The sequence below is a fragment of the Paenarthrobacter sp. 22069 genome, from assembly GCF_052046035.1.
Taxonomy (GTDB): domain Bacteria; phylum Actinomycetota; class Actinomycetes; order Actinomycetales; family Micrococcaceae; genus Arthrobacter.
In genome coordinates this window covers 137654-159735 of record NZ_JBQEQF010000007.1, presented here as the reverse complement: position 1 = coordinate 159735, position 22082 = coordinate 137654, and the positions used below count along the sequence as shown (strand labels likewise).

Sequence of the window (22082 nt, the reverse complement as noted above, 5' to 3'; positions counted from 1 at the left end):
GGCCGAGCACGGAATCCTATGACAGACTTGTCATATTCATCACTTTAAGTGTCATTCGCAGTGACGGGCTGCTTACGGTGGAACGGACCTTTCCCCCGAGCAAAGGAAAACCATGGAAGCCCGTCCCGCAGCCGACACCGCCCCCAGCCACAGCCCGCCGGAAGGCGGGGGCAGCCGCTTCAGGTTTCGCCGTCCCGCCTTCAGCCTGCACCTTGCCGCCGATGTACCGGCCTCCCTGGTGGTGTTCCTCGTAGCCCTCCCGCTCTCGCTTGGCATTGCGGCAGCCTCGGGGGCACCCATTATGGCCGGCCTGATCGCTGCCGCCGTCGGCGGCATCGTTGCCGGCAGCCTCGGCGGCTCACCGCTGCAGGTGAGCGGACCGGCCGCCGGCCTGACCGTCGTCGTGGCCGGCCTGGTCCAGGAGTTTGGCTGGCAGGTGACGTGCGCCATCACCGCAGCGGCCGGCGTCGTGCAGCTCCTGCTGGGGATCAGCCGCGTGGGCAGGGCGGCCCTCGCCGTTTCGCCGGTGGTGGTCAAGGCCATGCTGGCCGGCATTGGCATCACCATCATCCTGCAGCAGCTCCACGTGCTCCTCGGTGCGAAGCCCGCAGGTTCGGCACTGGAAAACCTCGCCGCTCTGCCTGCGTCCATTACCAACCTTGAACTGCACGCTGCACTGCTGGGATTGGCCGTCGTGGCAATCCTCCTGTGCTGGAAGTTCCTGCCTGCCGCTGTCCGCCGCATTCCCGGCCCCTTGGCGGCCGTATCGGCAGGCACTGCGCTGGCTGTCGCGTTTGCCCCGGGCGTGGAACGCATCTCGCTGGACGGTTCAATCTTCGATGCCATCACGCTGCCGCAGCTCCCGGATGGAAACTGGCGCGCCTTTGCCTTCGCCATCCTGACCATGGCCCTCATCGCCAGCATTGAATCGCTGCTGTCAGCGGTGGCGGTGGACAAGATGCACACCGGTACGCGGACCAACCTGAACAGGGAGCTGGTCGGCCAGGGCGCCGCAAACATTGTGTCCGGATCACTGGGCGGGCTGCCCGTGACGGGCGTCATTGTCCGCAGTGCCACCAACGTGGAAGCGGGCGCCGCCACCAGGACCTCCGCGATACTGCACGGCGTGTGGGTCCTGGCCTTCTCCGCCCTCTTTGCCGGATTGATCCAGCTGATCCCGCTGGCCGTCCTGGCCGGTCTCCTGGTGGTGATTGGCGCCCGCCTGATCAAGGTGGCTGACATCCGGACCAGCCTGCGCACCGGCGACCTGCCCATCTACGCCGTGACCCTGGCCTGCGTGGTGTTCCTGAATCTGCTCGAAGGCGTGATGATCGGCCTGGCCCTTGCCGCTGTCAGTGTGCTGTGGCGCGTCCTGCGGGCCCCTATCCGGGCCTACCAGCCCGCCGCGCCTTCAGTTCCCTGGCGGGTGACCATCGCGGGTTCATGCAGTTTCTTCGCCCTGCCGCGGCTCAACGGCACGCTGCAGGCCGTGCCGTCGGGAGCCGACGTGGTGGTTGAGCTGAACGCCGACTATGTGGACCACGCCTTCCGGGAAGCTTTGCTCTCCTGGCAGCAGCAGCACCAGGCCACCGGCGGCACCGTCACCCTCGAGGAGCACGGCAACACCGTGTTCCACGACGCTGCACGCCGCGCCCCCAGGCGCGAAGACGCCACTGAACTTCCCCTGCCGCCCCGGAAGGAACCGCTGCTGCATGGCATCAACCGATATCACCGCCGGTTTGCCCACCAGGTCCGGCCGCTGGTCCATGACCTTGCGGAAACGCAGAATCCGGACAGCTTGTTCGTGGCCTGTGTTGACTCCCGGGTGAACCCGAACCTGATCACCAGCAGCGGCCCCGGTGACCTGCTCACGCTCCGGAACATCGGCAACGTGGTGTGCAGCCACGGACAGGACGCGTCCATCGATTCGGCCCTGTCCTTCGCAGTGGATGGCCTGGGGGTACAGTCCCTGCTGATCTGCGGACATTCCAACTGCGGGGCCATGAAGGCCGTGCTGGCAGAAGCCGGGGGCGGGGACAACCGTTCCCTGGGCGAGGCGTTTGTGCGCTGGCTTGACCATGCCCGGCCGAGTTATTTGGAACTGTTGGCCGGGCATCCGGTCGGCAGGCAGGCCGCCGCGGCCGGCTTCAGCACGGTCGACCAGCTGGCCATGGTGAACGTTGCGGTGCAGTTGGCAAAACTGCAGGACCATCCGGTGGCGGGGCCTGCGCTGGCGGCCGGCAGCGTGCAGGCCACCGGTTTGTTCTATGACATCGCCACGGCTCGTGTGCTGCGCATCTCGGCTGACGCTGTCGAGAGCCTGGACCCGGCATTCGACGGCGGCCTGCGGGCCGCTGCCGTGCCGTCGGGCCACTAGGGCAGTGACATTGCCGCGGGCAGTGCCCTGGCCCGCGGTTCGACAGCCAGGCGCCCCGGTNACCGGGGCGCCTGGTGTGTCGTGGAGAATCTGGAGTCCAGTCTGTCCCGGGGCCTACTGGGCCGGCCGCGAGGTTTCCAGTGGGCTGGAGTGGGCGATGTCCCAGGCGTTGGTCGATGCCGCCATCAGCAGGGCAGCACCGAGCATGTGGGCGGCAACCAGCAGCGCGGGGATGCCGTTGTAGTACTGCGTGAACCCGATGACTGCCTGCAGCACCGTGACGCCCAGGAGAGCCAGGACCGCTGTGCGGAAGGGGCCCCTGATGCGGCGCCTGAAGACCAGGACGAGGGCCACAAGCGTCCCTGCGGTCACCAGGTACGCCGGCACGGCATGGATGTGGGAGAACAGGTCCCAGTCAAGGTCGTTGCGCGGGGCATCAGCGTCACCGGCGTGCGGCCCGGCGCCCGTGACCACCACGCCGAGCATCACGGCGGCGGCGGAGAACAGCGCGACGGCGGCAGTTACGGGGCGCAGGGCGGCGGGCAGGGCGGCGGGGCGGGACGCAAGGAAGCGGCCGGTGCGTCCGAAGGCCCGGTTCACCAGGAGGGTGGCAAAGACCACCAGGGCCATGGAGACCAGGAAGTGCAGGCCCACCACCCAGGGGTTCAGGTTGGTGAGGACGGTGACACCGCCGATGATCGCCTGGGCCGGGATGCTGGCCAGCAGCCCGAGGGCCAGAAGGAAGAGGTCCCGGCGTTCCTTCCGCAGGTTCCACAGGTAGACCAGCATCAGGGCTGCCACGGCGGCCAGCGCGAAGGTCAGGAGTCGGTTTCCGAACTCGATGAAGCCATGGATGCCCATTGCGGGGGTGTTCACCAGGGAATCGGAGGTGCAGCGGGGCCATGTCGGGCAACCAAGGCCTGATGACGTCAGGCGGACGGCGCCGCCGGTCACCACCAAAAGCGTCTGGCCGATCAGCGAGGCGACGGCGAGCCGCCGGACCCGGACGTCCACTGTACGTGGGAGCCGTGAGGCCAGGCGGCCGGCGAACTGGGGAAGGCGTGAAGCCGTGGTCACGATTATCTCAATTCCACTTGAACCAACGGATGGCTGCAGCCCCGGCGAGAACTGTCCAGAGCAGCAGGATGAGGGCGGCGCCGCCGTTGACGGCCCCGCCCAGGAAAGCGGCGCGCATCGATTCACCCAGGGCGCCGGACGGCAGGAAATGCACGACGGCCTGCGCCGCGGCAGGCAGCCTTTCGGCCGGGATGACGATGCCGCCCATGGCACCCAGCAGGATCCACAGGAGGTTGGTGATGGCCAGCGTGGCTTCCGGCCGGACCGTTCCCGCGACCAGCAGGCCCAGGGCGGTAAACGCCGCCGCGCCAAGCGCGAGCAGGGCCAGCCCCGGAAGCCAGCCCGCCGCCGTCGGCTGCCACCCCAGCGCCAGGGCGGCAGCGCCCACCACCACCACCTGGACGCACAGGACGGCCAGGACGGACAGGACCTTGCCGGCGATCAGGCCGCCCCTGCCCAGGGGCGTGGTGGACAGGAACCGGAGAACGCCGTACCGGCGGTCGAAGCCGGTGGCAATGCCCTGGCCCGTGAAAGCCGTGGACATGGCGCACAGAGCAAGAATTCCGGGAACGGCCACGTTGATCCGACTGGAGCCCATCCCGTCCAGGAAGGGTGTGACGGTCAATCCGACGAGCGCCAGCAGCGGCAGCACCACTGCAAGGATGAGTTGTTCGCCGTTGCGCAGCATGGTCAGCGCCTCGTATTTGCCCTGCAGCAGGACGCGGCGGAGCAAGGATGCGGGCTGCTGCGTCTCCAGGGCACCTGCGCTGCTCATCGGATGTCCTTTCCTGAGATGTCCAAAAAGACGTCTTCAAGGCTACGCGCCTCGAGGCTCATTGATGCGGGCATGATCCCCTTCTCTTCCCACCACTGGGCAAGGGCGGAGAGGTGGCGCGGGGTCAGCACCCCGGTCACGGTGTAGCTTCCGGCGCGGGCTTCGGAGATATCGACGCCGGCAGGCAGCACCGCGGACAGGTCAAGGCCGGCAGGTGCTTCGAACGCCAGCGTCCGGACGTGGTCGCCGCCCTGGCCGGCAGCCGGGCTGCGCTGCAGGAGTTCCTGCACGGTTCCCTCGGCCACGTTGCGCCCGCCGTCGATGATGTAGACGTAGTCAGCCAGGCGCTGGGCGTCGTCCATGAGGTGGGTGGTGAGGATGATGCCCATCCCGCTGCTCCGCAGTTCGGCGATCAGGTCGAACACCAGCTGCCGGGACTGGGGGTCAAGGCCCGCGCTGGGCTCGTCCAGGAACAGGACTTCGGGCCGTCCGATGAGGGCGGCGGCAAGGGCCAGCCGCTGCTTCTGGCCTCCGGAAAGACGGCGGACGCTGGTGCGGCTGAAGGTATCGATGGCCAGCCGGTCCACCAGGTCCTCGAGCGGCCACGGGCGGGCGTACAGTCCGGCGATGTGCCGCAGCAGCGGCAGGGGCCTGGCGGACGGCGGCAGCCCGCCGTCCTGCAGCATGACACCGACGCGGGAGCGCAGGTCCGCGCCTGCCGTCGCAGGATCGTGCCCCAGCAGTGAGATGCTGCCGCCGGTGCGCTTTTGCAGGCCCTGCGCGCATTCGAGGGTTGTTGTCTTTCCGGCGCCGTTGGCGCCGAGCAGGGCGGTGACCTGGCCGCGTTCAGCCACAAGGGAGATGCCACTGACAACCCGAAGCATCTTTCCGTCCAGGCTGGAAAGGGGGCCGACGTCCTTGATGAGCCCATGGATGGACAGAACGGGGGACTGGGGGGATCGCACCACAGTATTCTACGGGACGTAGTATTTTCTTCCGTTCCGGTTGGTCCGCGTCCCGGCTTGTCCGGGGCCGCGGTCATATTTCGTCCGCGGCCAAAGGCCAGCCTGCCCTTACTGGAGCCCGGGACTAAATTACGACATGATTGTGTTGTGTATTCCATGACCAACGCTACAGCTGTGCCCGTGGCCGGCCCCGGGACTGCCGGCTCCAGTCCTGCGGCTGATGCCGACGAGCGGACCCGGGACCGGGTCCTCGCTGCCGTCCTGGAGCATGGACCCGTCAGCGCGGCTGAACTGGGGGACATGCTCGGATTCACTCCGGCCGCTGTCCGGCGCCACCTGGACCACTTGTCGCGCGCAGGCGTCATCGAGGTCAAGCGGGTGGCCAGGCCCGGAGCACGCGCCGGCCGTCCCGCCCGCCGCTACGTCCTGAGCTCCCAGGGCCAGTCAAGCCTCGGCAACGACTACCTGGACATTGCCGCCCTTGCGCTCCAGCAGCTGCAACAGGTCGCGGGACCCGACGCGGTCCGGGCCTTCGCCGTCGAACGTTTCGCGGACATGGAGCGCCGCTACGCACCTGAAATCGAGCAGGCCGGGCCTGATATCCGGGACCGCGCCAAGGCGCTCTCAGCCGCTCTCAGCCGCGACAACTTCGTGGCTTCCACCGCCTCCATCGAAGCCAAGGCGCCCCTTCCCGCGGCGCTCTCCAGCGTGCAGCTTTGCCAGGGGCACTGCCCTATCCAGCAGCTCGCCGCCCGGTTCCCGGTGTTTTGCGACGTCGAAACCGAGGTCTTCTCCCGGCTTGTGGGAGTCGACGTCCGCAGGCTCTCCACCCTGGCCCGCGGCGGGCACGTCTGCACCACCCACATTCCTACAGGCAGGCTGTCTGCCAAACCGGCCCCCGCGCCGGCTGCAGCTCCCGCCGGCCTGGACGAAGAAATCAACCATCAGCAAGAAAGGCCGTGATGACGGACCAACTATCAGAGAAAGCAGTAGCCGAAAACACTGTGATCTCGGAGATTCTGGAAAAGAATCCCGAGCTCCATGGCATCGGCAACTACGAGTACGGCTGGGCCGACAAGAACGACGTCGGCGCCAATGCACGGCGTGGTCTCGATGAAGAGGTAGTCCGGGACATTTCGGCCAAGAAGAGCGAACCCGAGTGGATGCTCGACCTGCGCCTGAAGGGCCTGAAGTACTTCGACCGCAAGCCCATGCCCACCTGGGGTGCAGACCTCTCCGGCATCGACTTCGACAACATCAAGTACTTCGTCCGCTCAACGGAGAAGCAGGCCGCCACCTGGGAGGACCTGCCCGAGGACATCCGCAACACCTACGAGAAGCTGGGCATCCCGGAAGCCGAGCGCAGCCGCCTGGTATCGGGCGTTGCCGCCCAGTACGAGTCCGAGGTGGTGTACCACCAGATCCGTGAGGACCTCGAGGCCCAGGGCGTCATCTTCCTGGACACCGACACCGCGCTGAAGGAACACCCGGAGATCTTCCAGGAGTACTTCGGCACCGTGATCCCGGTGGGCGACAACAAGTTCGCGTCGCTGAACACCTCCGTCTGGTCCGGCGGCTCGTTCGTGTACGTGCCCAAGGGCGTCCACGTGGACATCCCGCTGCAGGCATACTTCCGCATCAACACGGAAAACATGGGCCAGTTCGAGCGCACCCTGATCATTGCCGACGAGGACTCCTACGTCCACTACATCGAAGGCTGCACCGCGCCGATCTACACCTCGGACTCGCTGCACTCCGCCGTGGTGGAGATCATCGTGAAGAAGGGCGCCCGCGTCCGCTACACCACCATCCAGAACTGGTCGAACAACGTGTACAACCTGGTGACCAAGCGCGCGGTCTGCGAAGCCGGCGCCACCATGGAATGGGTGGACGGCAACATCGGCTCCAAGGTGACCATGAAGTACCCGGCCGTCTACCTGGTGGGCGAGCACGCCAAGGGCGAGACCCTGTCCATCGCGTTCGCCGGCGAAGGCCAGCACCAGGACACCGGCTCCAAGATGGTCCACATCGCGCCGAACACCAAGAGCTCCATCATTTCCAAGTCCGTTGCCCGCGGCGGTGGCCGTGCGGCCTACCGCGGCCTGGTCCAGGTCCGCGAAGGCGCGAAGCACTCCGCCAACACGGTCCGCTGCGACGCCCTGCTCGTGGACACGATTTCACGCTCTGACACCTACCCGTACATCGACATCCGCGAGGACGATGTCCAGCTGGGACACGAGGCCACCGTTTCCCGCGTCAGCGAGGAACAGCTGTTCTACCTCATGTCCCGCGGCATGCCCGAGGACGAGGCCATGGCCATGATCGTGCGCGGCTTCATTGAGCCGATCGCCCGTGAACTGCCCATGGAATACGCCCTTGAGCTGAACCGCCTCATCGAACTCCAGATGGAAGGATCCGTCGGTTAATGACTGCCGAAGCAACTACCGAGAAGGCCCGCATCGGCGCGCCGTCGATCGCCGGTTTCACCGAGGAAGGCGAACACCTCGTCGCCTCCAAGGTGGACCGCCACCACAGCCACGGCACGCAGGTCATGTCCTCGCGCGCCGAGCGCCTCACCAGCCATGACGTGGCCGACTTCGCCCTGCCCAACGGCCGGGAAGAAGAATGGCGCTTCACCCCGGTGCGCGAACTGGCCAACCTCCTGTCCGATGCCCCCTCGGAGGATGGCGCCTTGGGCGTCACCGTCGAGGCGCCGGCATCGGTGACGCAGCGGACCCTCCGTGCCGGCGAAGCGCCCCGTGGCGCCACCCTGGTGCCGGCCGACCGTGCCGCCGTCGTGGCCTCCGCCAACGCCGCTGATGCCCAGCTCATTTCCATCCCGGCGAACGCGGAACTGGATGCCCCCGTCCGCCTGGTCCTGACCGGCAACGGTGCGGGCCGCCGCACCAACTCCCATCTGGTGATCGAGGCCGGCGCAAACAGCCGTGCCGTAGTGATCATCGAGCACGACGGAGCAGCCGACCACAACGGCAACGTCGAGGTCCTTGTCCGCGACGGCGCCCAGCTCACGGTTGTTTCCGTGCAGCTGTGGGAGGACGACGCCAAGCACCTGGCACAGCACGACGCCGAGGTGGCCAAGGACGCCGTCTACAAGCACATCGCGGTGACCCTCGGCGGAAAGATCGTCCGCCTGAACTCCAACGTCCGCTTCGCCGGTGAAGGCGCCGAGGCAGAGCTCCTGGGCCTCTACTTCGCCGACGCCGGACAGCACCTGGAGCACCGCTCCTTCGTTGACCACAACAAGCCCAACTGCACGTCCAACGTCCTGTACAAGGGCGCACTGCAGGGCAAGGGCGCACACACCGTCTGGGTTGGCGACGTGCTGATCCAGAAGCAGGCCGAAGGCACCGACTCCTACGAGAAGAACCAGAACCTGGTCCTTACCGATGGCTGCCGCGCCGACTCCGTGCCCAACCTCGAGATCGAGACCGGCCTGATCGAGGGTGCCGGCCATGCCAGCGCCACCGGCCGCTTCGACGACGAGCACCTGTTCTACCTGATGGCCCGCGGCATCCCCGAGGACGTTGCCCGCCGCCTGGTGGTCCGCGGCTTCCTCAACGAGATCATCCAGCAGATCAAGGTCCCTGCCCTCGAAGAGCGGCTGACCGAGGCTGTGGAACGCGAACTCGCGGCGATCGACTACTAGAGACGGGCAGGCAGGAAACGTATGAGCGGCACACCCAAGGGCGAGCTGGTCTGCAGCGCCAATGACATCCAGGTCAAGCAGGCGCTGCGGATCCTGATCGACGGCTACCCCGTAGCCGTGGTCCGGGATTCAATGGGGGAGATCCACGCCATCGGAGACACCTGCTCGCACGCGGACATTTCCCTGTCCGAAGGCGACGTGGAAGGCTGCACGATCGAGTGCTGGGGCCACGGCTCCCAGTTTGATCTGCGCAGCGGCCAGCCGCTGCAGCTTCCCGCCTACGATCCCGTGCCCGTGTTCGGCGTCGAACTCGACGGGGACGACGTCTACGTGGACGTCAGCAACGTTTTGAACGGCGCAGCAGTAGACAACTACTGAGCGCCGGCAGCACCAGACTTACGAGCGAAAAGAAAGAAGAGCATGTCAACTCTTGAGATCAAGGACCTGCACGTCAGCATTGAGACGGAACAGGGCACCAAGGAGATCCTGAAAGGCGTCAGCCTGACCATCAGGACCGGCGAAACCCACGCCATCATGGGCCCGAACGGCTCCGGCAAGTCCACCCTGGCGTCCACCATCGCAGGACACCCCCGCTACACCGTCACCAGCGGAACGATCACCCTGGACGGCGAGGACGTGCTGGGAATGAGCGTCGACGAGCGTGCCCGCGCCGGCCTCTTCCTGGCCATGCAGTACCCGGTGGAGGTTCCCGGCGTCACCATGACCAACTTCCTGCGCACCGCCAAGACCGCCATCGACGGCGAAGCACCCAAGCTGCGTACCTGGACCAAGGACGTCAAGGACGCCATGGAGAAGCTGCGGATCGACGCCGACTTCGCCCAGCGCAACGTCAACGAAGGCTTCTCCGGCGGTGAGAAGAAGCGCGTGGAGATCCTCCAGCTGGAGCTCTTCAAGCCCAAGTTCGCCGTGCTGGACGAGACTGACTCCGGCCTGGACGTGGACGCGCTGAAGATCGTCTCCGAGGGCGTCAACCGGGCACACGCCGAGGGGAACATGGGCACGCTGCTCATCACCCACTACACGCGCATCCTGCGCTACATCAAGCCTGAATTCGTCCACGTGTTCGTGGATGGCCAGGTTGTCGAGGAGGGCGGCCCCGAGCTTGCCGACCGCCTCGAGGAAGAGGGCTACGACCGTTACGCAAAGGGCGCCGGCGCAGCTACCATCGCGGCCGAAGCCGCAGTACAGGCCTAGTTAGGACTTGTCATGACCGAAATCAAGCCGGGCCGCACGGCCCTGGAGGACGTCGAAGAGGCGCTCAAGGACGTCATCGACCCTGAGCTTGGCGTTAATGTGGTGGACCTCGGGCTGCTGTACGGCCTGAAGTACTCCGATGAGGACGGCGCGCTCCTGATCGACATGACGCTCACCACCGCCGCCTGCCCGCTCACCGATGTGCTTGAAGAGCAGGTGGGGCAGGCGCTGGACGGCGTCGTGGACGACTGGCGGCTGAACTGGGTATGGATGCCGCCATGGGGTCCCGAGCGGATCACCGACGACGGCAAGGACCAGATGCGGGCCCTCGGCTTCAACATCTAAAGTACGACGACGGCGGGCCNGCCCGCCGTTGTCGTTGGCTCATCGATTGCTCCGTAACTGCCGTTTTGGGGTGCCAAAAGGGCCGTTACGGAGCAATCGATGGGGGTGAACCGGGGTTAGAGGGTTGCTGCGCTGAAGGTGTCACACTGCTTGATGTCCCCGGACTGGTAGCCGCGGGAGAACCAGCGCTGCCGTTCTTCACTGGAGCCGTGGGTCCAGCCTTCGGGGGAGACCCGCCCCGTGGCCGCCTTCTGGATCCGGTCGTCACCCACGGATGCTGCCGCGGACAACGCGTCGTTCACATCCTGCTGGGTGAGGGGCTCCAGGTAGGGCTTGCCGGTGGCGGGATCCGGAGTGGTGGAGGCGTACTTGGCCCAGAGGCCCGCATAGCAGTCAGCCTGGAGCTCGGTGCGCACCGAACCGGACTCCGGCCCCTGCGGATCCTGCTGCGCGCGCTGCAGGTCCCCCAGCAGGTTCTGGACGTGGTGGCCGAACTCGTGTGCCACCACATACTCCTGGGCCAGCGGGCCGCCCGAGGAGCCGAACCGGTCCACGAGTTCCTGGAAGAAGCCCGGATCGAAGTAGGCGGTGGTGTCCGTGGGGCAGTAGAAGGGCCCTACCTCCGAGGTGGCCGCCCCGCATCCTGTATTGGTGCTGCCGCTGAAGATGACTGCCTCCGGCCGCGGGTACTGGACGTTGTACTGCTTCAGGTAGCCGGGCCAGAACGCGTTGAGGCTGTTCACTGTGCCGGTGATCCTGCAGTCGAGGCGGGCGTCCGCGTCCGCTCCCGTGCTGCAGGCCGGCGCCGTGCCCTGCGACTGTCCGCCGGAACCGTTGTCCACCAGGCCGCCGAGCATGTTGGGGTTGATGCCCAGCAGGAGCGCAACGAGCAGCACCAGGCCGCCGCCGATGCCGCCGCCGACTTTCAGCCCCGTCCCCATACCCCGGCGGTCCTGGACCTGGCTGGGATCAAGCTGCACGTTGTCATTGAAACTCATAACGTCACAATACCCCCGGGCCGCCGGCTCAATCCGGGCTGGCCGGTAAAGTTGGTCCGTGCCTTTCCTCAACAGAATCCAGCGCTGGGCGGAGCAGCGGCCGCACCACACCGCCGTCGTGGTCGCGGGGCAGCGCCTGGACTGGGAGGAACTGCGGAATTCAGCCGCTGCGCTGGTGCCGGAGACGAAGTCCGTCACCACCCTGTGCGAGTCCAACTCCGTAGGCTTTGCAGCGAAATTCACCGCCGCGGTGGCCGGGAGCCGCCAGTGTGCGGTCCTGGATCCTGCATGGCCGGTGCAGCTGCAGGAGGACATTGTCCAAAGGGTCGAGGCCTGCGCCGATGCGGCCCCGGTATCGCCGGACGACGCCCTGGCGGACGGTCCGCCGGATTCCAGCTTCCTGATCGGACTCACCTCCGGGACCACATCCGTCCCCAAAGCCTTCACCCGCTCGCGGCGGTCCTGGCAGCAGTCCTTCGACGCCTCGATCGAATTCTTTGGGCTCCGCCAGGACGACGTCACCCTTGCCCCCGGACCGCTGGCGGCCAGCCTCAACCTGTACGCCCTCGCCGAATGCCTTTACGCGGGATCCGAATTCCAGACGCTGGAGACCTTCGACGTCGGAGCCGTCCACGCCGCCATCACGCACGACCGGGTCACCCGGCTGGTGCTGGTGCCCACCATGCTGCGGATGCTCAGCGAACGCGGGATGACGGGATGCGTTGATGCCTCCGGAATCCGCACCATCATCTGCGCCGGCTCCAAGCTGGACGCCAGGACCCTTGAGGCGGCCCGGCGCTGGGCGCCCAACGCCACCATCTACGAGTACTACGGTGCCTCCGAACTGAGTTTCGTCTCCGGGCAGGGCCTGGCGCCCGGCCAGGGAGCCACCGCAGGCGGCACCGGAATCGGCCGGCCTTTTCCCGGTGTCGACGTGCGCATACTGGATGACCAGGGCGGGGAAGTCGCCGACGGCGGGTACGGCAACATCTGCGTGCGCAGCGGCATGGTCAGCAACGGCTACCTCTGGGGCGACGACGGCGAAGCCCTGCGTTCCTTCGGCCGGTGGTACTCCGTCGGGGACCAGGGGTACCTGGCGGACGGTGAGCTGCATATCCTTGGGCGGCGCGCGGACATGATCCTCACGGCCGGGCGCAATGTGTATCCGCACGAGGTGGAGCTGGCCCTCGCGGCAGTTCCCGGCGTCGCGGCAGCCGTTGCCGCGGGCATGCCGGATGACCTCCGCGGCCAGCGCGTTGTAGCCGGCGTCGTGGCATCCCATGGCGGGCTTACAGCCACGCAGCTGCGCGCGGGCCTGGAGGACATCCTGTCCCGGCACAAACGCCCGCTGCAGTACTACCTGCTGTCCGAGCTCCCAGCCACGGACCGCGGAAAGGTCAGCCGGAACCTGCTGCTGGACTGGATCGATACCCGGGACCCCAGGGTGCGTGCCCTTGGTGGCTGAGCTGCTGCCGCCTGAACGCCGCCCGGTGATCATTGCGGCGCGCCGGACCCCGGTGTGCCCCGTCAACGGTGCCCTGCGGACGCTGCGGGCCCATGAGCTCCTGGCGCCGGTGCTGCGGGCGCTTGTCGAAGGGCTGGAACTGGATCCGGCGTCCGTTGCCGATGTCGTCATTGGCAACGCTGTGGGTGGCGGCGGCAACGTGGCCAGGCTCGCCCTGCTGGAAGCGGGACTTCCGGTCACGGTCCCCGGCATCACGGTGGACCGGCAATGCGGTTCAGGCCTTGATGCCATTGCACTGGCCGCGCGGCTGGTGGCAGCAGGCGGCAGCCAGGTGTTTCTGGCCGGGGGAGTGGAAAGCACCAGCACCGCCCCCGTGCGGGCGAACAGGACGGACGACGGCGGCCTGGAGTTCTACCGCCGCGCCCAGTTTGTGCCGGCAGGCTTTGGCGATCCGGACATGGGTTTTGCCGCCGAAACCGTAGCGGGGGAGTACGGCGTGGGCCGGGACCGCCAGGACGAATTCGCCCTCGCCAGCCACCGGAAAGCCCTCGCGGCCATCCGGGACGGGCGCTTCGAGGCCGAGCTGGTGCCCCTGGACACCGCCGCCGGCCCCGTCTCCGTCGACGGCGGGCCGCGGAGCGGCCTGACCCCGGCAATCATGGCCCGCTTTCCTGCTGCCTTCGTACCCGGAGGAACTGTCACCGCCGGGAACTCCTGCTTCGACGCGGACGGCGCCTCCGCCGTCGTCATCACCTCCCTGCACCGGGCGCGTGAACTCGGCGTTCGTGACGGTCTGCTGCTGCGGGGTACGGCGACGGTGGGCGTCGATCCGAAGCTGTTGGGGATCGGTGCTGTCCCGGCGGCGCGTCAGGTGCTGGCCGACGCCGGTGTAGTGGCCCGCGACGTGGAGCTGGTGGAATTCAACGAGGCGTTCGCGTCGCAGACACTTGCGTGCCTGGACGAGCTGGGGATTGAACCCGCCCGCGTGAACCTCGACGGCGGTGCCCTCGCACTGGGCCACGCCTACGGCGCCTCCGGGTCCGTCCTGGTCACCCGGCTCCTGGCGCAGGCACGGCGGTCCGCGAATCCCGGGGCTTTGGCGCTGGCCATGATCAGCATGGCGGGCGGCATGGGAACCGCGGCGCTGCTGGAGTACCGGTTGCTGGCAGACGCCTGACCTCCAGCTGAGTTGGTCCGCCGCGTTGGTCCTTCGCCGCCCTAGTCCTCTGGTTCACCCAGCCCGCGGGCGGCGAGCGCCTCACCGGTCTGCCTGGCGTAGGCAACAGAGGTGATGAAGACCGGCAGGACCAGCGCCCGCGGATTCCGTTCCAGGCCGCGCGCCCTGGCTGAATCACGGACGTCGGCGAAGGTTCCCGCGATGAAGGGGATGCTCCGGAGCATGATGCCGATGGTGAGGGCGAAACGCTCGGGATCGGCCCCAAACCTCGTGAATGGGCGGGAGACCTGCACCACGCCATCCAGCAGCCTCTGTACCGGGGTGGTCGCCGTCAGCAGGGACGCCGCAACGACGCAGACCAGGATGTTCAAGACAATCCGGGCGGCGGTCGGGCCACCCAGCTGCCACCACTGGAACAGCCCGATGACCAGCAGTACCGGCGCCAGGGGCCGCACTGCCCGCCACAGCAGCTTCAACCCGGCACCGCTTGCCAGGAACAGGCCGGTAAGGATGCCCAGGACGGCCGCAGAGAGGCGCCAGTCAACGATGACGAAGGAGACCAGGCCGCAGGCAAGAACCAGGAGGAACTTCAGTGCCAGCGGTGCACGGTGCACCAGGGAGTCGCCCGGCACGTAGTTGGCCAGGAGGAACCCGTGGCCCCTCATTGCGTATCCCGTCCTGCCGGGTCGAAGGACTGCAGGCACCACGCCCGGTAGGCCGCCACCGCCTCCGCCGGGGCACCGTCGAACGCCACCCGGCCCTCCTGGATAACCAGGACGCGGTCCATCTCCAGGGCCAGGTCAAGGTCGTGGGTGGACATGATGATCTGCTGGTCAAGGTTCGCCAGGGTCCTGCGGAGCAGTTCGCGGTTCCGCAGGTCCAGCAGGGTGGAGGGCTCGTCCAGGACCAGCAGTGCCGGGTTGACCGCGAGCACGGCGGCCAGTGCCATCAGCTGCCGTTCGCCGCCGGACAGCTCGTAGATACTTTGGTCCGCCAGGTGCAGGAGGCCAAGGCGCTCCAGTGCCGCTTCGGCCTGGCTGCGCCGTTCGCTTCCGTTCCGGACCGAACGGCGCAGGGACAGTTCCACGTCTTCCCGGCCGGTGGGCATCACGAGTTGGGAGAGGGGGTCGGTGAACACGAAACCCACGGTGCGCCTGACTTTGCGGACGGCACGCACGGTGTCGTCGCCGTCGACCGTAACGGTCCCGCCGGTGGGCTGGACGAGCCCGTTGACCAGGCGCAGCAGCGTGGACTTGCCGGAACCATTCGCCCCGATCACGCCCACGCGTGCTTCCTCCAGCCGGAGGCTGATGCCATTGAGGAGGATTTTGGGGTGCGGGGAGTTTTCCCGTTCGACGGCGACGGCCACCTGGTCAAAGGTCACTGCGGGCATGGCGGGGGTCCTAGGCGCTTTCAGCCGCGACGCCGCGGCGGCGTACCCGGCGGACCAGGACGTCCGGGAAGGCGCGGTGGAGGGCGACGGCGATCGCGGCGGCGAGAAGGTTCTTGATGATGTCGCCCGGGTAGAAGATCAGGTCGCTCACGAAAGCCTGCTCCACAGTGGCCTTGGAGTTCAGCGCGATGCCCAAGATGCCCAGCGTGTGCACAACCACGATGCTGGTGAGCGTGGCAGCCAGGAAGAACCAGAGTGCCCGGGCCTTCGTGGTGCGCCTGACGACGATGGTCGCCAGCCAGCCCACCACGCCCGCGGCAATGGGGAACGCGATGATGTAGCCGGCGGAGGGCCCGGCAAGGATGCCCAGGCCGCTGCGGCCCTGGCTGAAGATGGGCAGGCCGGCCAGGCCAAGGATCGTGTAAAGCCCGACGGCGGCGAAGCCCCGGGCGGGGCCCAGCACCAGTCCGGTGAGCATCACCGCGAGGGTCTGGAAGGTGATCGGGACGCCGAAGCCGTTCAGTGCCAGTCCCGGCACCAGTGCCGCGCCGGCCACGAGGGCCGCGAAAACGGCGATCAGCCCGAGGTCGGTGCCGTTCCAGCGGCGGCGCGCCGCCCGCTGGGTGTTCTTGGAAGTGGTGCCGGTGTTGCTCATGGTGGTCCTGTCGGGGTTGTACAAGCGGAATCTAATGTACAGCCGACGCTACCGGGGCGGAACAGGCACCATTTTGTAGGGGATCCACTAAAGCGGCCCCCGGCTGCGTTGGGCTGGGCACAACCTGCATCTTCCGGTGGCATCAACGCGGCTGTAGCGTGATCGCGTGATCGTCCCCGATATTTCCCAAGACGCCGTGGCGGTCGCGGACCACTACGACGAGCTTGATCCGGTTTACCGCCGGTTGTGGGGCGACCACGTGCATCACGGACTGTGGACGACGGGCCGCGAAACGGCCGGCGAGGCTGTCGAGGCGCTGGTCGACGCAGTCGCCGACCGGCTGGAACTCATGCCCGGTCAGGCGTGCGTTGACATAGGCTGCGGCTACGGCTCCACCGTACGACGGCTCGCGGCGGGCCGCGGGGTCCGCGTTACGGGCTTCACGCTTTCCCACGAGCAGGCCCGTTACGCCGCTGCCCGTCATGTACCGGAGGTGGACATTCAGGTCCGCGACTGGCTCGACAATGGGCTGGCCGATTCCTCGGCCGAGGCGGCCTGGTCGATCGAGTCGAGCGAACATATGGTCGATAAGTCCAGGTTCTTCGCGGAGGCGAACCGTGTGTTGTCGCCCGGCGGCCGCTTTGTCGTCTGCGCGTGGCTGGCGGAGGCCGGTGCCGCGGGTTGGAAGGTCCGCCACCTGCTCGAGCCTATCTGCCGCGAAGGACGCCTGCCCTCAATGGGCACGCGCGAGGAATATGAGGCGATGGCAGCGGCGGCCGGCTTTACGGTCACCGGCTATGAGGATGTGAGCAGGCGCGTCGCCCGCACGTGGATGATCTGCGCCGGCAGGGTCGTGAAGGCCTTCCTCCTGGACCCGGAGACACGCCGCCTCGGCCTTGGCGCACGCAACGGCATCTTCGTCCTGAGCATTCCGCGCCTGATACTGGCCTACCGGTCCGGTGCCATGCGCTACGGGATCTTCACGCTGTCCAAGGTGGCGGAGAACGGGCGGAATTGAGTGCCTCGCGGCAGCAGCCTTGGTAACGTGTGCCGCATGCCCATCAAACTCGAGAACGTCGGTATTGCAGTCCGGGACCTGGAAGCGGCAATTTCATTCTTCACCGACCTGGGACTCACAGTCATGGGCCGGGACACGGTCAGCGGGGAGTGGGCCGACACCGCCGTAGGCCTCGACGGAAACCACGCCAGGATCGCGTTGCTTCAAACGCCGGATGGCAACGGCCGGCTCGAACTCTTCGAGTACATCCATCCGGACGCAATCGAGACGTCTCCCACCTTGCCCAACGAAATCGGCATGCACCGCGTGGCCTTCTCCGTCGACAGTATCGACGAGGCACTTGGAATCGCCGCAAGGCACGGCTGCCACCCCCTGCGGGGAGTCGCGACCTACGGTGACGTATACAAACTCACGTACGTTCGCGGCCCCAGCGGCATCATTGTGATGTTCGCGGAGGAACTGAAGAAGGGCTGAGCCGCAGGCGGGCTGCAATATACTCCGAACATGCCCATCACGCACCCTTCCTTCGATACCCAACGCTCCGGCCACAAGCAGCGCGGGGTTGACCTGTGAGCGGCGGCCTGGTCGCCCTGCTGGATGACGTCGCAGCGCTGGCCCGCATCGCGGCCGCTTCAGTGGACGACGTCGCTGCCGGCGCCGCCAAGGCCGGGGCCAAGGCTGCCGGCGTCGTGATTGACGACGCAGCCGTCACGCCGCAGTACGTCTCGGGCGCGGACCCGTCACGCGAACTGCCCATGATCAAGAAGATCTTTTGGGGCTCCATCCGCAACAAGCTCCTCATCATCCTCCCGGCCCTGCTGCTTATCAGCGCCTTCGTCCCGGGGATCATTCCGTTCATCCTCATGCTGGGCGGTACCTACCTCTGCTACGAAGGCGCGGAGAAGGTGTGGCACAAGTTCCGCGGCGGCCACCATGAGGACGAAGAAGCGCCGGCAGTAGAGCGGGGACCGGATGCAGAGGCGAAGGTCGTCAAGGGTGCCATCACCACCGACTTCATCCTGTCCTGCGAAATCATGGTCATCTCCATGAACGAGGTGGCGGCCGAATCGATGTGGGTGCGCGCATTCATCCTGGTCCTGGTGGCGTTCGCCATCACAGTGCTCGTTTACGGCGCGGTCGGGCTGATCGTCAAGATGGACGACATCGGCGTGCACCTGGCCGCAAAGGATTCGGCCCGTTCCAAGCGCACTGGTGCACTGCTGGTGCGGGGAATGCCGGCCGTGCTGGCCGCGATCACCTTCATCGGAACCATCGCCATGCTGTGGGTCGGTGGCCACATCATGGTCCAGGGGGCACATGACCTCGGCTGGCACGCGCCGTATGACCTGATCCATGCCATCGAACAACCGGTTGCGGAGGTCGCGGTTGTTGGCGGTCTGTTGGGCTGGCTGGTAGACACGCTGTGCTCATCGGTCGTGGGCCTCGCCTGGGGCCTCGTCGTTTTGGCCGTTGTGGGCCCGCTCCTTAAAGTGCTGCCGTTCGGCAAGGCGAAGGGCAGCACTGAAGAAATCGCCGCGCCGACCGGGAACGCCGGCGGACATGGGCCCGAAGTGCATAAGCACTGACGGGTGCCGGGCGCGCACTTCAGAACGCGTAGCGGATGCGGCAGTACGGGGTGATGTCCTCAATGAGCCGGGCCAGCTGCCGAACGTAGCCCGCCTTGGCACGGGAGTGGTAGCGCACGTTGTTGAAACCGTTCGATGAGGTCTTCGGTTCCTGAAGTCCGGGCCGCCACAGGACATTCTCCGCCTGCGGATGCCAGCCAAGGTTGACCTCGTGCAGCTGCTCATTGTGGGTCAGGAAAATGACCTCCGCCGCGAGCTGGGTCTTCGCTGCGGGCGTCAGGGTGCCGTCGAGCTGGCGGAGCAACTCCTCCCAGTCGGCAAGCCACGTGTCGGTGATGATGACAGGGGAGAAGTTCACGTGCACTTCATAGCCGGCGGCAACGAAATCATTGATTGCCGCCATCCGTTCCGCCACGGTGACGTCCGGACGTCGATGGACTTGGCCAGGCCGGCCGGCATCAGGGAAAAGCGGATCCGTGTGTGGCCGCCGTGGTCCCAGGCCAGCAAGGCCGGGTTGACGAACTTGGTAGCGAACGACAGCTTGGCGTTGGGCAGTTCGCGGAAGAGCCCCACAAGCTCTTCGACGTTGTCACTGATCAGCGCGTCAACGGAGCAGTCGCTGTTCTCGCCGATGTCGTAGACCCACAGTTCCGGGTCACACTGGTTGGGCTCGAGCTTCAGCCCCTGGCGGGTGGCGTGCCGTTCGAGCGTTCGTGCGATCTGATCAATATTGGCGAACACGGTCATGGGATTGCTGTAGCCCTTGTGCCTTGGAACGTAGCAGTAGGCGCACGCCATGGCGCAACCGTTCGCCGTGGAGGGGGCAATGAAGTCCGCCGAACGGCCGTTTGGTTTGACGGCCAGCGACTTTTTGATGCCCAGGACCAGCGCCTCTGTCTTGATCCGCGACCAGCGCGGCACGTTGGTTTCGTCCCCGTGCAGATCCGGGATGTTCCAGTGGTTGTCCACCAGCACCACCTCGGCATCCGGCCAGCGTGCGGCGATCTCCCGGCCGCGGGGCAGCTCCAGTGCGGCCGGCTGTGCGTAAATACGCCGGATCTGAAGCAGCCGATCGAATTCCATGACCCCATTCTGCTTTAACCTCCATGGCGCAGCCCGCAGTTAAGCGCACGGCACCAATCACGGGCTGCCGGAAAGTTTCTGCTGCTGAAACTGGCGTGGTCCTGCGGACGGTAGACTGGATTGTGCCGTTCTCCGGCCACTCTGCCCCAGCGTCCCTTCGCACCCAGTGCGCGGACCGTGGCGTTCCCTGTTGTGAAAGGCCTTACCTGCTGTGATTACTGTCCAGGATCTTGAACTGCGCGCCGGTGCCCGGCTCCTCATGGACCAGGTGAGCTTCCGCATCGACAAAGGGGACAAGATCGGCCTGGTGGGCCGGAACGGCGCGGGCAAGACCACGCTGACCCGTGTTCTTGCCGGCGAAGGCCTGCCCGCCGCCGGCAAGGTGACCCGCAGCGGCGAAATCGGCTACCTGCCCCAGGACCCGCGGACGCCCGACATGGAGCAGTTGGCGCGCGACCGGATCCTTTCCGCCCGCGGCCTGGACGTTGTCGTCGGCAAACTGCGCAAGGCGCACGACGAAATGGCGAGCGAGGACGCCGACGTCCAGCGCAAGGCTATGAACCGGTACGACCGGCTGGAATCCGAGTTCCTGGCGGCCGGCGGTTACGCGGCCGAGGCAGAAGCCGCGTCGATTTGTTCCAACCTTGCCCTCCCTGACCGGCTGCTGAACCAGCCACTCAAGACGCTCTCCGGCGGACAGCGGCGCCGCGTGGAGCTTGCCCGCATCCTGTACTCGGACGCCGAGACGATGCTCCTGGACGAACCGACCAACCACCTCGACGCCGATTCCATCGCCTGGCTGCGTGACTTCCTGAAGAACCACCAGGGCGGCCTCATCGTGATCAGCCACGACACCGACCTGCTGGAAGCCACCGTGAACAAGGTGTTCCTGCTGGACGCCAACCGCGCCCAGATCGACTTCTACAACATGGACTGGAAGCGCTACCTCCTGCAGCGGGAAACTGACGAGCGCGCCCGGAAACGTGAACGGGCCAACGCCGAAAAGAAGGCACAGGTCCTCATGGACCAAGCCAACAAAATGCGGGCGAAGGCCACCAAAGCGGTCGCCGCGCAGAACATGGCCAAACGCGCTGAACGGCTGCTCAGCGGACTGGAAGCTGTCCGCGAGCAGGACCGCGTGGCAGCCCTGCGGTTCCCGGACCCGTCACCCTGCGGCAAGACGCCGCTCACCGCGGACGGCCTCAGCAAGTCCTACGGGTCGCTGGAGATCTTCACGGATGTGGACCTGGCCATCGACCGTGGCTCCAAGGTAGTAATCCTGGGCCTCAACGGTGCCGGCAAGACCACCCTGCTGCGTATGCTCGCCGGTGTAGACAGCCCCGACACCGGCGAGGTCATCCCCGGCCACGGCCTCAAAGTTGGCTACTACGCCCAGGAGCACGAAACGCTGGACCACGACCGCACCGTCCTGGAAAACATGCGCTCCGCCGCGCCGGACATGAAGGACGCCGAGGTCCGCGGCATCCTGGGCTCGTTCCTGTTCTCCGGTGACGACGTCGACAAGCCCGCAGGCGTGCTCTCCGGTGGGGAGAAGACCCGCCTGGCCCTCGCCACCATCGTGGCCTCAAGCGCCAACGTCCTCCTCCTCGACGAGCCCACCAACAACCTGGACCCCGCCAGCCGCGCAGAAATCCTCGGTGCCCTCCGCAACTACACCGGCGCCGTCGTCCTGGTCAGCCACGATGAAGGTGCGGTCGAAGCCCTGAACCCCGAACGGGTTGTCATGCTCCCGGATGGGGTGGAAGACCTCTGGAACGAGGACTACCTGGACCTGATCACCCTGGCCTAGCGCACCGCCAGTTCCCGGGCTCCGGTAATGCGGAGGAGGTCCCGATAGCTGATGCTGAACATCGAGTGGTGGTCACCCGCTCCTGCCCACAGCAGCCCGTGGGCCTGCAGGGACTCGTCCAGCAGCGTCCTGATCTTTTTAGGGTGGCCTACCGGGGCTACGCCGCCCACCTCCTGGCCCGTGTGTTCCAGGACGAAGCGCGGAGTGGCACGGCGGATTTTGCCGGTGCAGAGCTGCGCTGCCACCAGCGCAGTGTCCACCCTGGCGGCGCCGCTGGCGAGGATCAGCAGAGGCTCTCCGCCGAGGTCAAAGATAAGGCTGTTGGTGATGGCGGCAAGATCGCATTCCAGCGCCTGGGCTGCTGCGGCCGCTGTGGGTACCCCGGCCGGAAAACAACGCACGGTGTCGCCGACGCCGGCCGCCACCAGGGCTGAGCGCACCAAGGCGACCGGGCCGCCGTCGTACTCCGTCACGTC

21 protein-coding genes and 1 pseudogene are annotated in these 22082 nt (G+C 66.7%); 13 read left to right on the top strand and 9 right to left on the bottom strand.

The genetic code is table 11. From position 1 onward, the window contains the following. The first annotated feature begins 112 nt into the window (after positions 1 to 112). Positions 113 to 2377, top strand: coding sequence for a SulP family inorganic anion transporter (locus tag ACTJK0_RS07830; protein WP_440744801.1), 2265 nt, complete (start codon positions 113 to 115; stop codon positions 2375 to 2377). A 114-nt stretch (positions 2378 to 2491) separates the two neighbouring features. Here the strand turns inward: ACTJK0_RS07830 and ACTJK0_RS07825 are convergent, their stop codons facing one another. The 3 genes from ACTJK0_RS07825 to ACTJK0_RS07815 are packed head-to-tail and all read right to left on the bottom strand — an operon-like array spanning position 2492 to position 5194. Beyond that, on the bottom strand, positions 2492 to 3454 hold the full coding sequence (locus tag ACTJK0_RS07825; protein WP_440744800.1) for a COX15/CtaA family protein: 963 nt from the start codon (positions 3452 to 3454) through the stop codon (positions 2492 to 2494). 7 nt (positions 3455 to 3461) lie between these two features. Beyond that, the gene (locus ACTJK0_RS07820) at positions 3462 to 4229 is read right to left on the bottom strand and encodes an ABC transporter permease (protein ID WP_440744799.1); all 768 of its coding nucleotides are present in this window, start codon (positions 4227 to 4229) and stop codon (positions 3462 to 3464) included. Continuing rightward, positions 4226 to 5194, bottom strand: a complete 969-nt coding sequence (locus ACTJK0_RS07815) for an ABC transporter ATP-binding protein (RefSeq protein WP_440744798.1) — start codon at positions 5192 to 5194, stop codon at positions 4226 to 4228. The genes ACTJK0_RS07820 and ACTJK0_RS07815 overlap by 4 nt, the downstream gene beginning before the upstream one ends. Before the next feature lie 156 nt (positions 5195 to 5350). On the opposite strand from ACTJK0_RS07815, the gene ACTJK0_RS07810 reads away from it, so the two are divergent. From ACTJK0_RS07810 to ACTJK0_RS07785, 6 genes are read left to right on the top strand one after another with little or no spacing between them, the layout of a single operon-like run. Continuing rightward, entirely contained in the window at positions 5351 to 6157 is an 807-nt protein-coding gene (locus ACTJK0_RS07810) for a helix-turn-helix transcriptional regulator (RefSeq protein ID WP_440744797.1), read from the top strand. After that, complete coding sequence (sufB, locus tag ACTJK0_RS07805) at positions 6157 to 7620, top strand: Fe-S cluster assembly protein SufB (protein ID WP_110543080.1); 1464 nt, start codon at positions 6157 to 6159, stop codon at positions 7618 to 7620. The genes ACTJK0_RS07810 and sufB overlap by 1 nt, the downstream gene beginning before the upstream one ends. Then, complete coding sequence (gene sufD, locus ACTJK0_RS07800) at positions 7620 to 8861, top strand: Fe-S cluster assembly protein SufD (protein ID WP_110543078.1); 1242 nt, start codon at positions 7620 to 7622, stop codon at positions 8859 to 8861. The genes sufB and sufD overlap by 1 nt, the downstream gene beginning before the upstream one ends. A gap of 21 nt (positions 8862 to 8882) precedes the next feature. Beyond that, positions 8883 to 9239 carry a non-heme iron oxygenase ferredoxin subunit gene (locus tag ACTJK0_RS07795; protein WP_110543077.1) on the top strand — a complete coding sequence of 119 codons (357 nt, stop codon included), beginning with the start codon at positions 8883 to 8885 and terminating at the stop codon, positions 9237 to 9239. A gap of 42 nt (positions 9240 to 9281) precedes the next feature. After that, positions 9282 to 10076: a Fe-S cluster assembly ATPase SufC gene (gene sufC / locus ACTJK0_RS07790; RefSeq protein WP_110543075.1), complete on the top strand. Its 795-nt coding sequence runs from the start codon at positions 9282 to 9284 to the stop codon at positions 10074 to 10076. A 12-nt stretch (positions 10077 to 10088) separates the two neighbouring features. Next, complete coding sequence (locus ACTJK0_RS07785; protein ID WP_110543073.1) at positions 10089 to 10421, top strand: metal-sulfur cluster assembly factor; 333 nt, start codon at positions 10089 to 10091, stop codon at positions 10419 to 10421. A gap of 116 nt (positions 10422 to 10537) precedes the next feature. On the opposite strand, the gene ypfJ is transcribed toward ACTJK0_RS07785, so the two are convergent. Beyond that, positions 10538 to 11419 carry a KPN_02809 family neutral zinc metallopeptidase gene (ypfJ, locus tag ACTJK0_RS07780; protein WP_110543072.1) on the bottom strand — a complete coding sequence of 294 codons (882 nt, stop codon included), beginning with the start codon at positions 11417 to 11419 and terminating at the stop codon, positions 10538 to 10540. 58 nt (positions 11420 to 11477) lie between these two features. On the opposite strand from ypfJ, the gene ACTJK0_RS07775 reads away from it, so the two are divergent. Both ACTJK0_RS07775 and ACTJK0_RS07770 read left to right on the top strand, forming a co-directional pair. Continuing rightward, positions 11478 to 12884 (top strand): class I adenylate-forming enzyme family protein, encoded by a 1407-nt coding sequence (locus tag ACTJK0_RS07775; RefSeq protein ID WP_440744796.1) that lies wholly within the window; start codon positions 11478 to 11480, stop codon positions 12882 to 12884. Continuing rightward, complete coding sequence (locus tag ACTJK0_RS07770) at positions 12874 to 14061, top strand: thiolase family protein (RefSeq protein WP_440744795.1); 1188 nt, start codon at positions 12874 to 12876, stop codon at positions 14059 to 14061. The genes ACTJK0_RS07775 and ACTJK0_RS07770 overlap by 11 nt, the downstream gene beginning before the upstream one ends. 41 nt (positions 14062 to 14102) lie before the next feature. Here the strand turns inward: ACTJK0_RS07770 and ACTJK0_RS07765 are convergent, their stop codons facing one another. Genes ACTJK0_RS07765 through ACTJK0_RS07755 form a run of 3 tightly spaced genes read right to left on the bottom strand, consistent with a single transcriptional unit; the run spans position 14103 to position 16109 of the window. Then, on the bottom strand, positions 14103 to 14726 hold the full coding sequence (locus ACTJK0_RS07765; protein ID WP_440744794.1) for an energy-coupling factor transporter transmembrane component T family protein: 624 nt from the start codon (positions 14724 to 14726) through the stop codon (positions 14103 to 14105). Continuing rightward, positions 14723 to 15454, bottom strand: coding sequence for an energy-coupling factor ABC transporter ATP-binding protein (locus ACTJK0_RS07760; protein WP_440744793.1), 732 nt, complete (start codon positions 15452 to 15454; stop codon positions 14723 to 14725). The genes ACTJK0_RS07765 and ACTJK0_RS07760 overlap by 4 nt, the downstream gene beginning before the upstream one ends. A 10-nt stretch (positions 15455 to 15464) precedes the next feature. Further along, positions 15465 to 16109, bottom strand: a complete 645-nt coding sequence (locus ACTJK0_RS07755; protein ID WP_440744792.1) for a biotin transporter BioY — start codon at positions 16107 to 16109, stop codon at positions 15465 to 15467. A 166-nt stretch (positions 16110 to 16275) separates the two neighbouring features. On the opposite strand from ACTJK0_RS07755, the gene ACTJK0_RS07750 reads away from it, so the two are divergent. From ACTJK0_RS07750 to ACTJK0_RS07740, 3 genes are all read left to right on the top strand, one after another. Next, entirely contained in the window at positions 16276 to 17127 is an 852-nt protein-coding gene (locus ACTJK0_RS07750; protein ID WP_440744791.1) for an SAM-dependent methyltransferase, read from the top strand. A 36-nt stretch (positions 17128 to 17163) separates the two neighbouring features. Beyond that, a complete protein-coding gene (locus tag ACTJK0_RS07745) occupies positions 17164 to 17601 on the top strand; it encodes a VOC family protein (protein WP_440744790.1) in 438 nt (145 codons plus the stop codon). 95 nt (positions 17602 to 17696) lie between these two features. Further along, positions 17697 to 18713, top strand: coding sequence for a DUF808 domain-containing protein (locus ACTJK0_RS07740; RefSeq protein WP_440744789.1), 1017 nt, complete (start codon positions 17697 to 17699; stop codon positions 18711 to 18713). 19 nt (positions 18714 to 18732) lie between these two features. Here ACTJK0_RS07740 and ACTJK0_RS07735 read toward each other — a convergent pair. Next, a pseudogene (locus tag ACTJK0_RS07735) lies at positions 18733 to 19796 on the bottom strand (spore photoproduct lyase family protein). A 211-nt stretch (positions 19797 to 20007) separates the two neighbouring features. On the opposite strand from ACTJK0_RS07735, the gene ACTJK0_RS07730 reads away from it, so the two are divergent. Beyond that, positions 20008 to 21606, top strand: coding sequence for an ABC-F family ATP-binding cassette domain-containing protein (locus ACTJK0_RS07730; RefSeq protein WP_440744788.1), 1599 nt, complete (start codon positions 20008 to 20010; stop codon positions 21604 to 21606). On the opposite strand, the gene ACTJK0_RS07725 is transcribed toward ACTJK0_RS07730, so the two are convergent. Continuing rightward, a complete protein-coding gene (locus ACTJK0_RS07725) occupies positions 21603 to 22079 on the bottom strand; it encodes a YbaK/EbsC family protein (protein WP_440744787.1) in 477 nt (158 codons plus the stop codon). The two genes, ACTJK0_RS07730 and ACTJK0_RS07725, sit on opposite strands and share 4 nt — an antisense overlap. Positions 22080 to 22082: the final 3 nt, after the last annotated feature.

Excerpts from the sequence above, each read along its gene's own strand:
- ACTJK0_RS07830 (WP_440744801.1), top strand. The coding sequence starts at position 113 with ATGGAAGCCCGTCCCGCAGCCGACACCGCCCCCAGCCACAGCCCGCCG.
- ACTJK0_RS07820 (WP_440744799.1), bottom strand. The coding sequence starts at position 4,229 with ATGAGCAGCGCAGGTGCCCTGGAGACGCAGCAGCCCGCATCCTTGCTC.
- ACTJK0_RS07810 (WP_440744797.1), top strand. The coding sequence starts at position 5,351 with ATGACCAACGCTACAGCTGTGCCCGTGGCCGGCCCCGGGACTGCCGGC.
- sufB (WP_110543080.1), top strand. The coding sequence starts at position 6,157 with ATGACGGACCAACTATCAGAGAAAGCAGTAGCCGAAAACACTGTGATC.
- sufD (WP_110543078.1), top strand. The coding sequence starts at position 7,620 with ATGACTGCCGAAGCAACTACCGAGAAGGCCCGCATCGGCGCGCCGTCG.
- ACTJK0_RS07795 (WP_110543077.1), top strand. The coding sequence starts at position 8,883 with ATGAGCGGCACACCCAAGGGCGAGCTGGTCTGCAGCGCCAATGACATC.
- sufC (WP_110543075.1), top strand. The coding sequence starts at position 9,282 with ATGTCAACTCTTGAGATCAAGGACCTGCACGTCAGCATTGAGACGGAA.
- ACTJK0_RS07785 (WP_110543073.1), top strand. The coding sequence starts at position 10,089 with ATGACCGAAATCAAGCCGGGCCGCACGGCCCTGGAGGACGTCGAAGAG.
- ypfJ (WP_110543072.1), bottom strand. The coding sequence starts at position 11,419 with ATGAGTTTCAATGACAACGTGCAGCTTGATCCCAGCCAGGTCCAGGAC.
- ACTJK0_RS07765 (WP_440744794.1), bottom strand. The coding sequence starts at position 14,726 with ATGAGGGGCCACGGGTTCCTCCTGGCCAACTACGTGCCGGGCGACTCC.
- ACTJK0_RS07760 (WP_440744793.1), bottom strand. The coding sequence starts at position 15,454 with ATGCCCGCAGTGACCTTTGACCAGGTGGCCGTCGCCGTCGAACGGGAA.
- ACTJK0_RS07755 (WP_440744792.1), bottom strand. The coding sequence starts at position 16,109 with ATGAGCAACACCGGCACCACTTCCAAGAACACCCAGCGGGCGGCGCGC.
- ACTJK0_RS07745 (WP_440744790.1), top strand. The coding sequence starts at position 17,164 with ATGCCCATCAAACTCGAGAACGTCGGTATTGCAGTCCGGGACCTGGAA.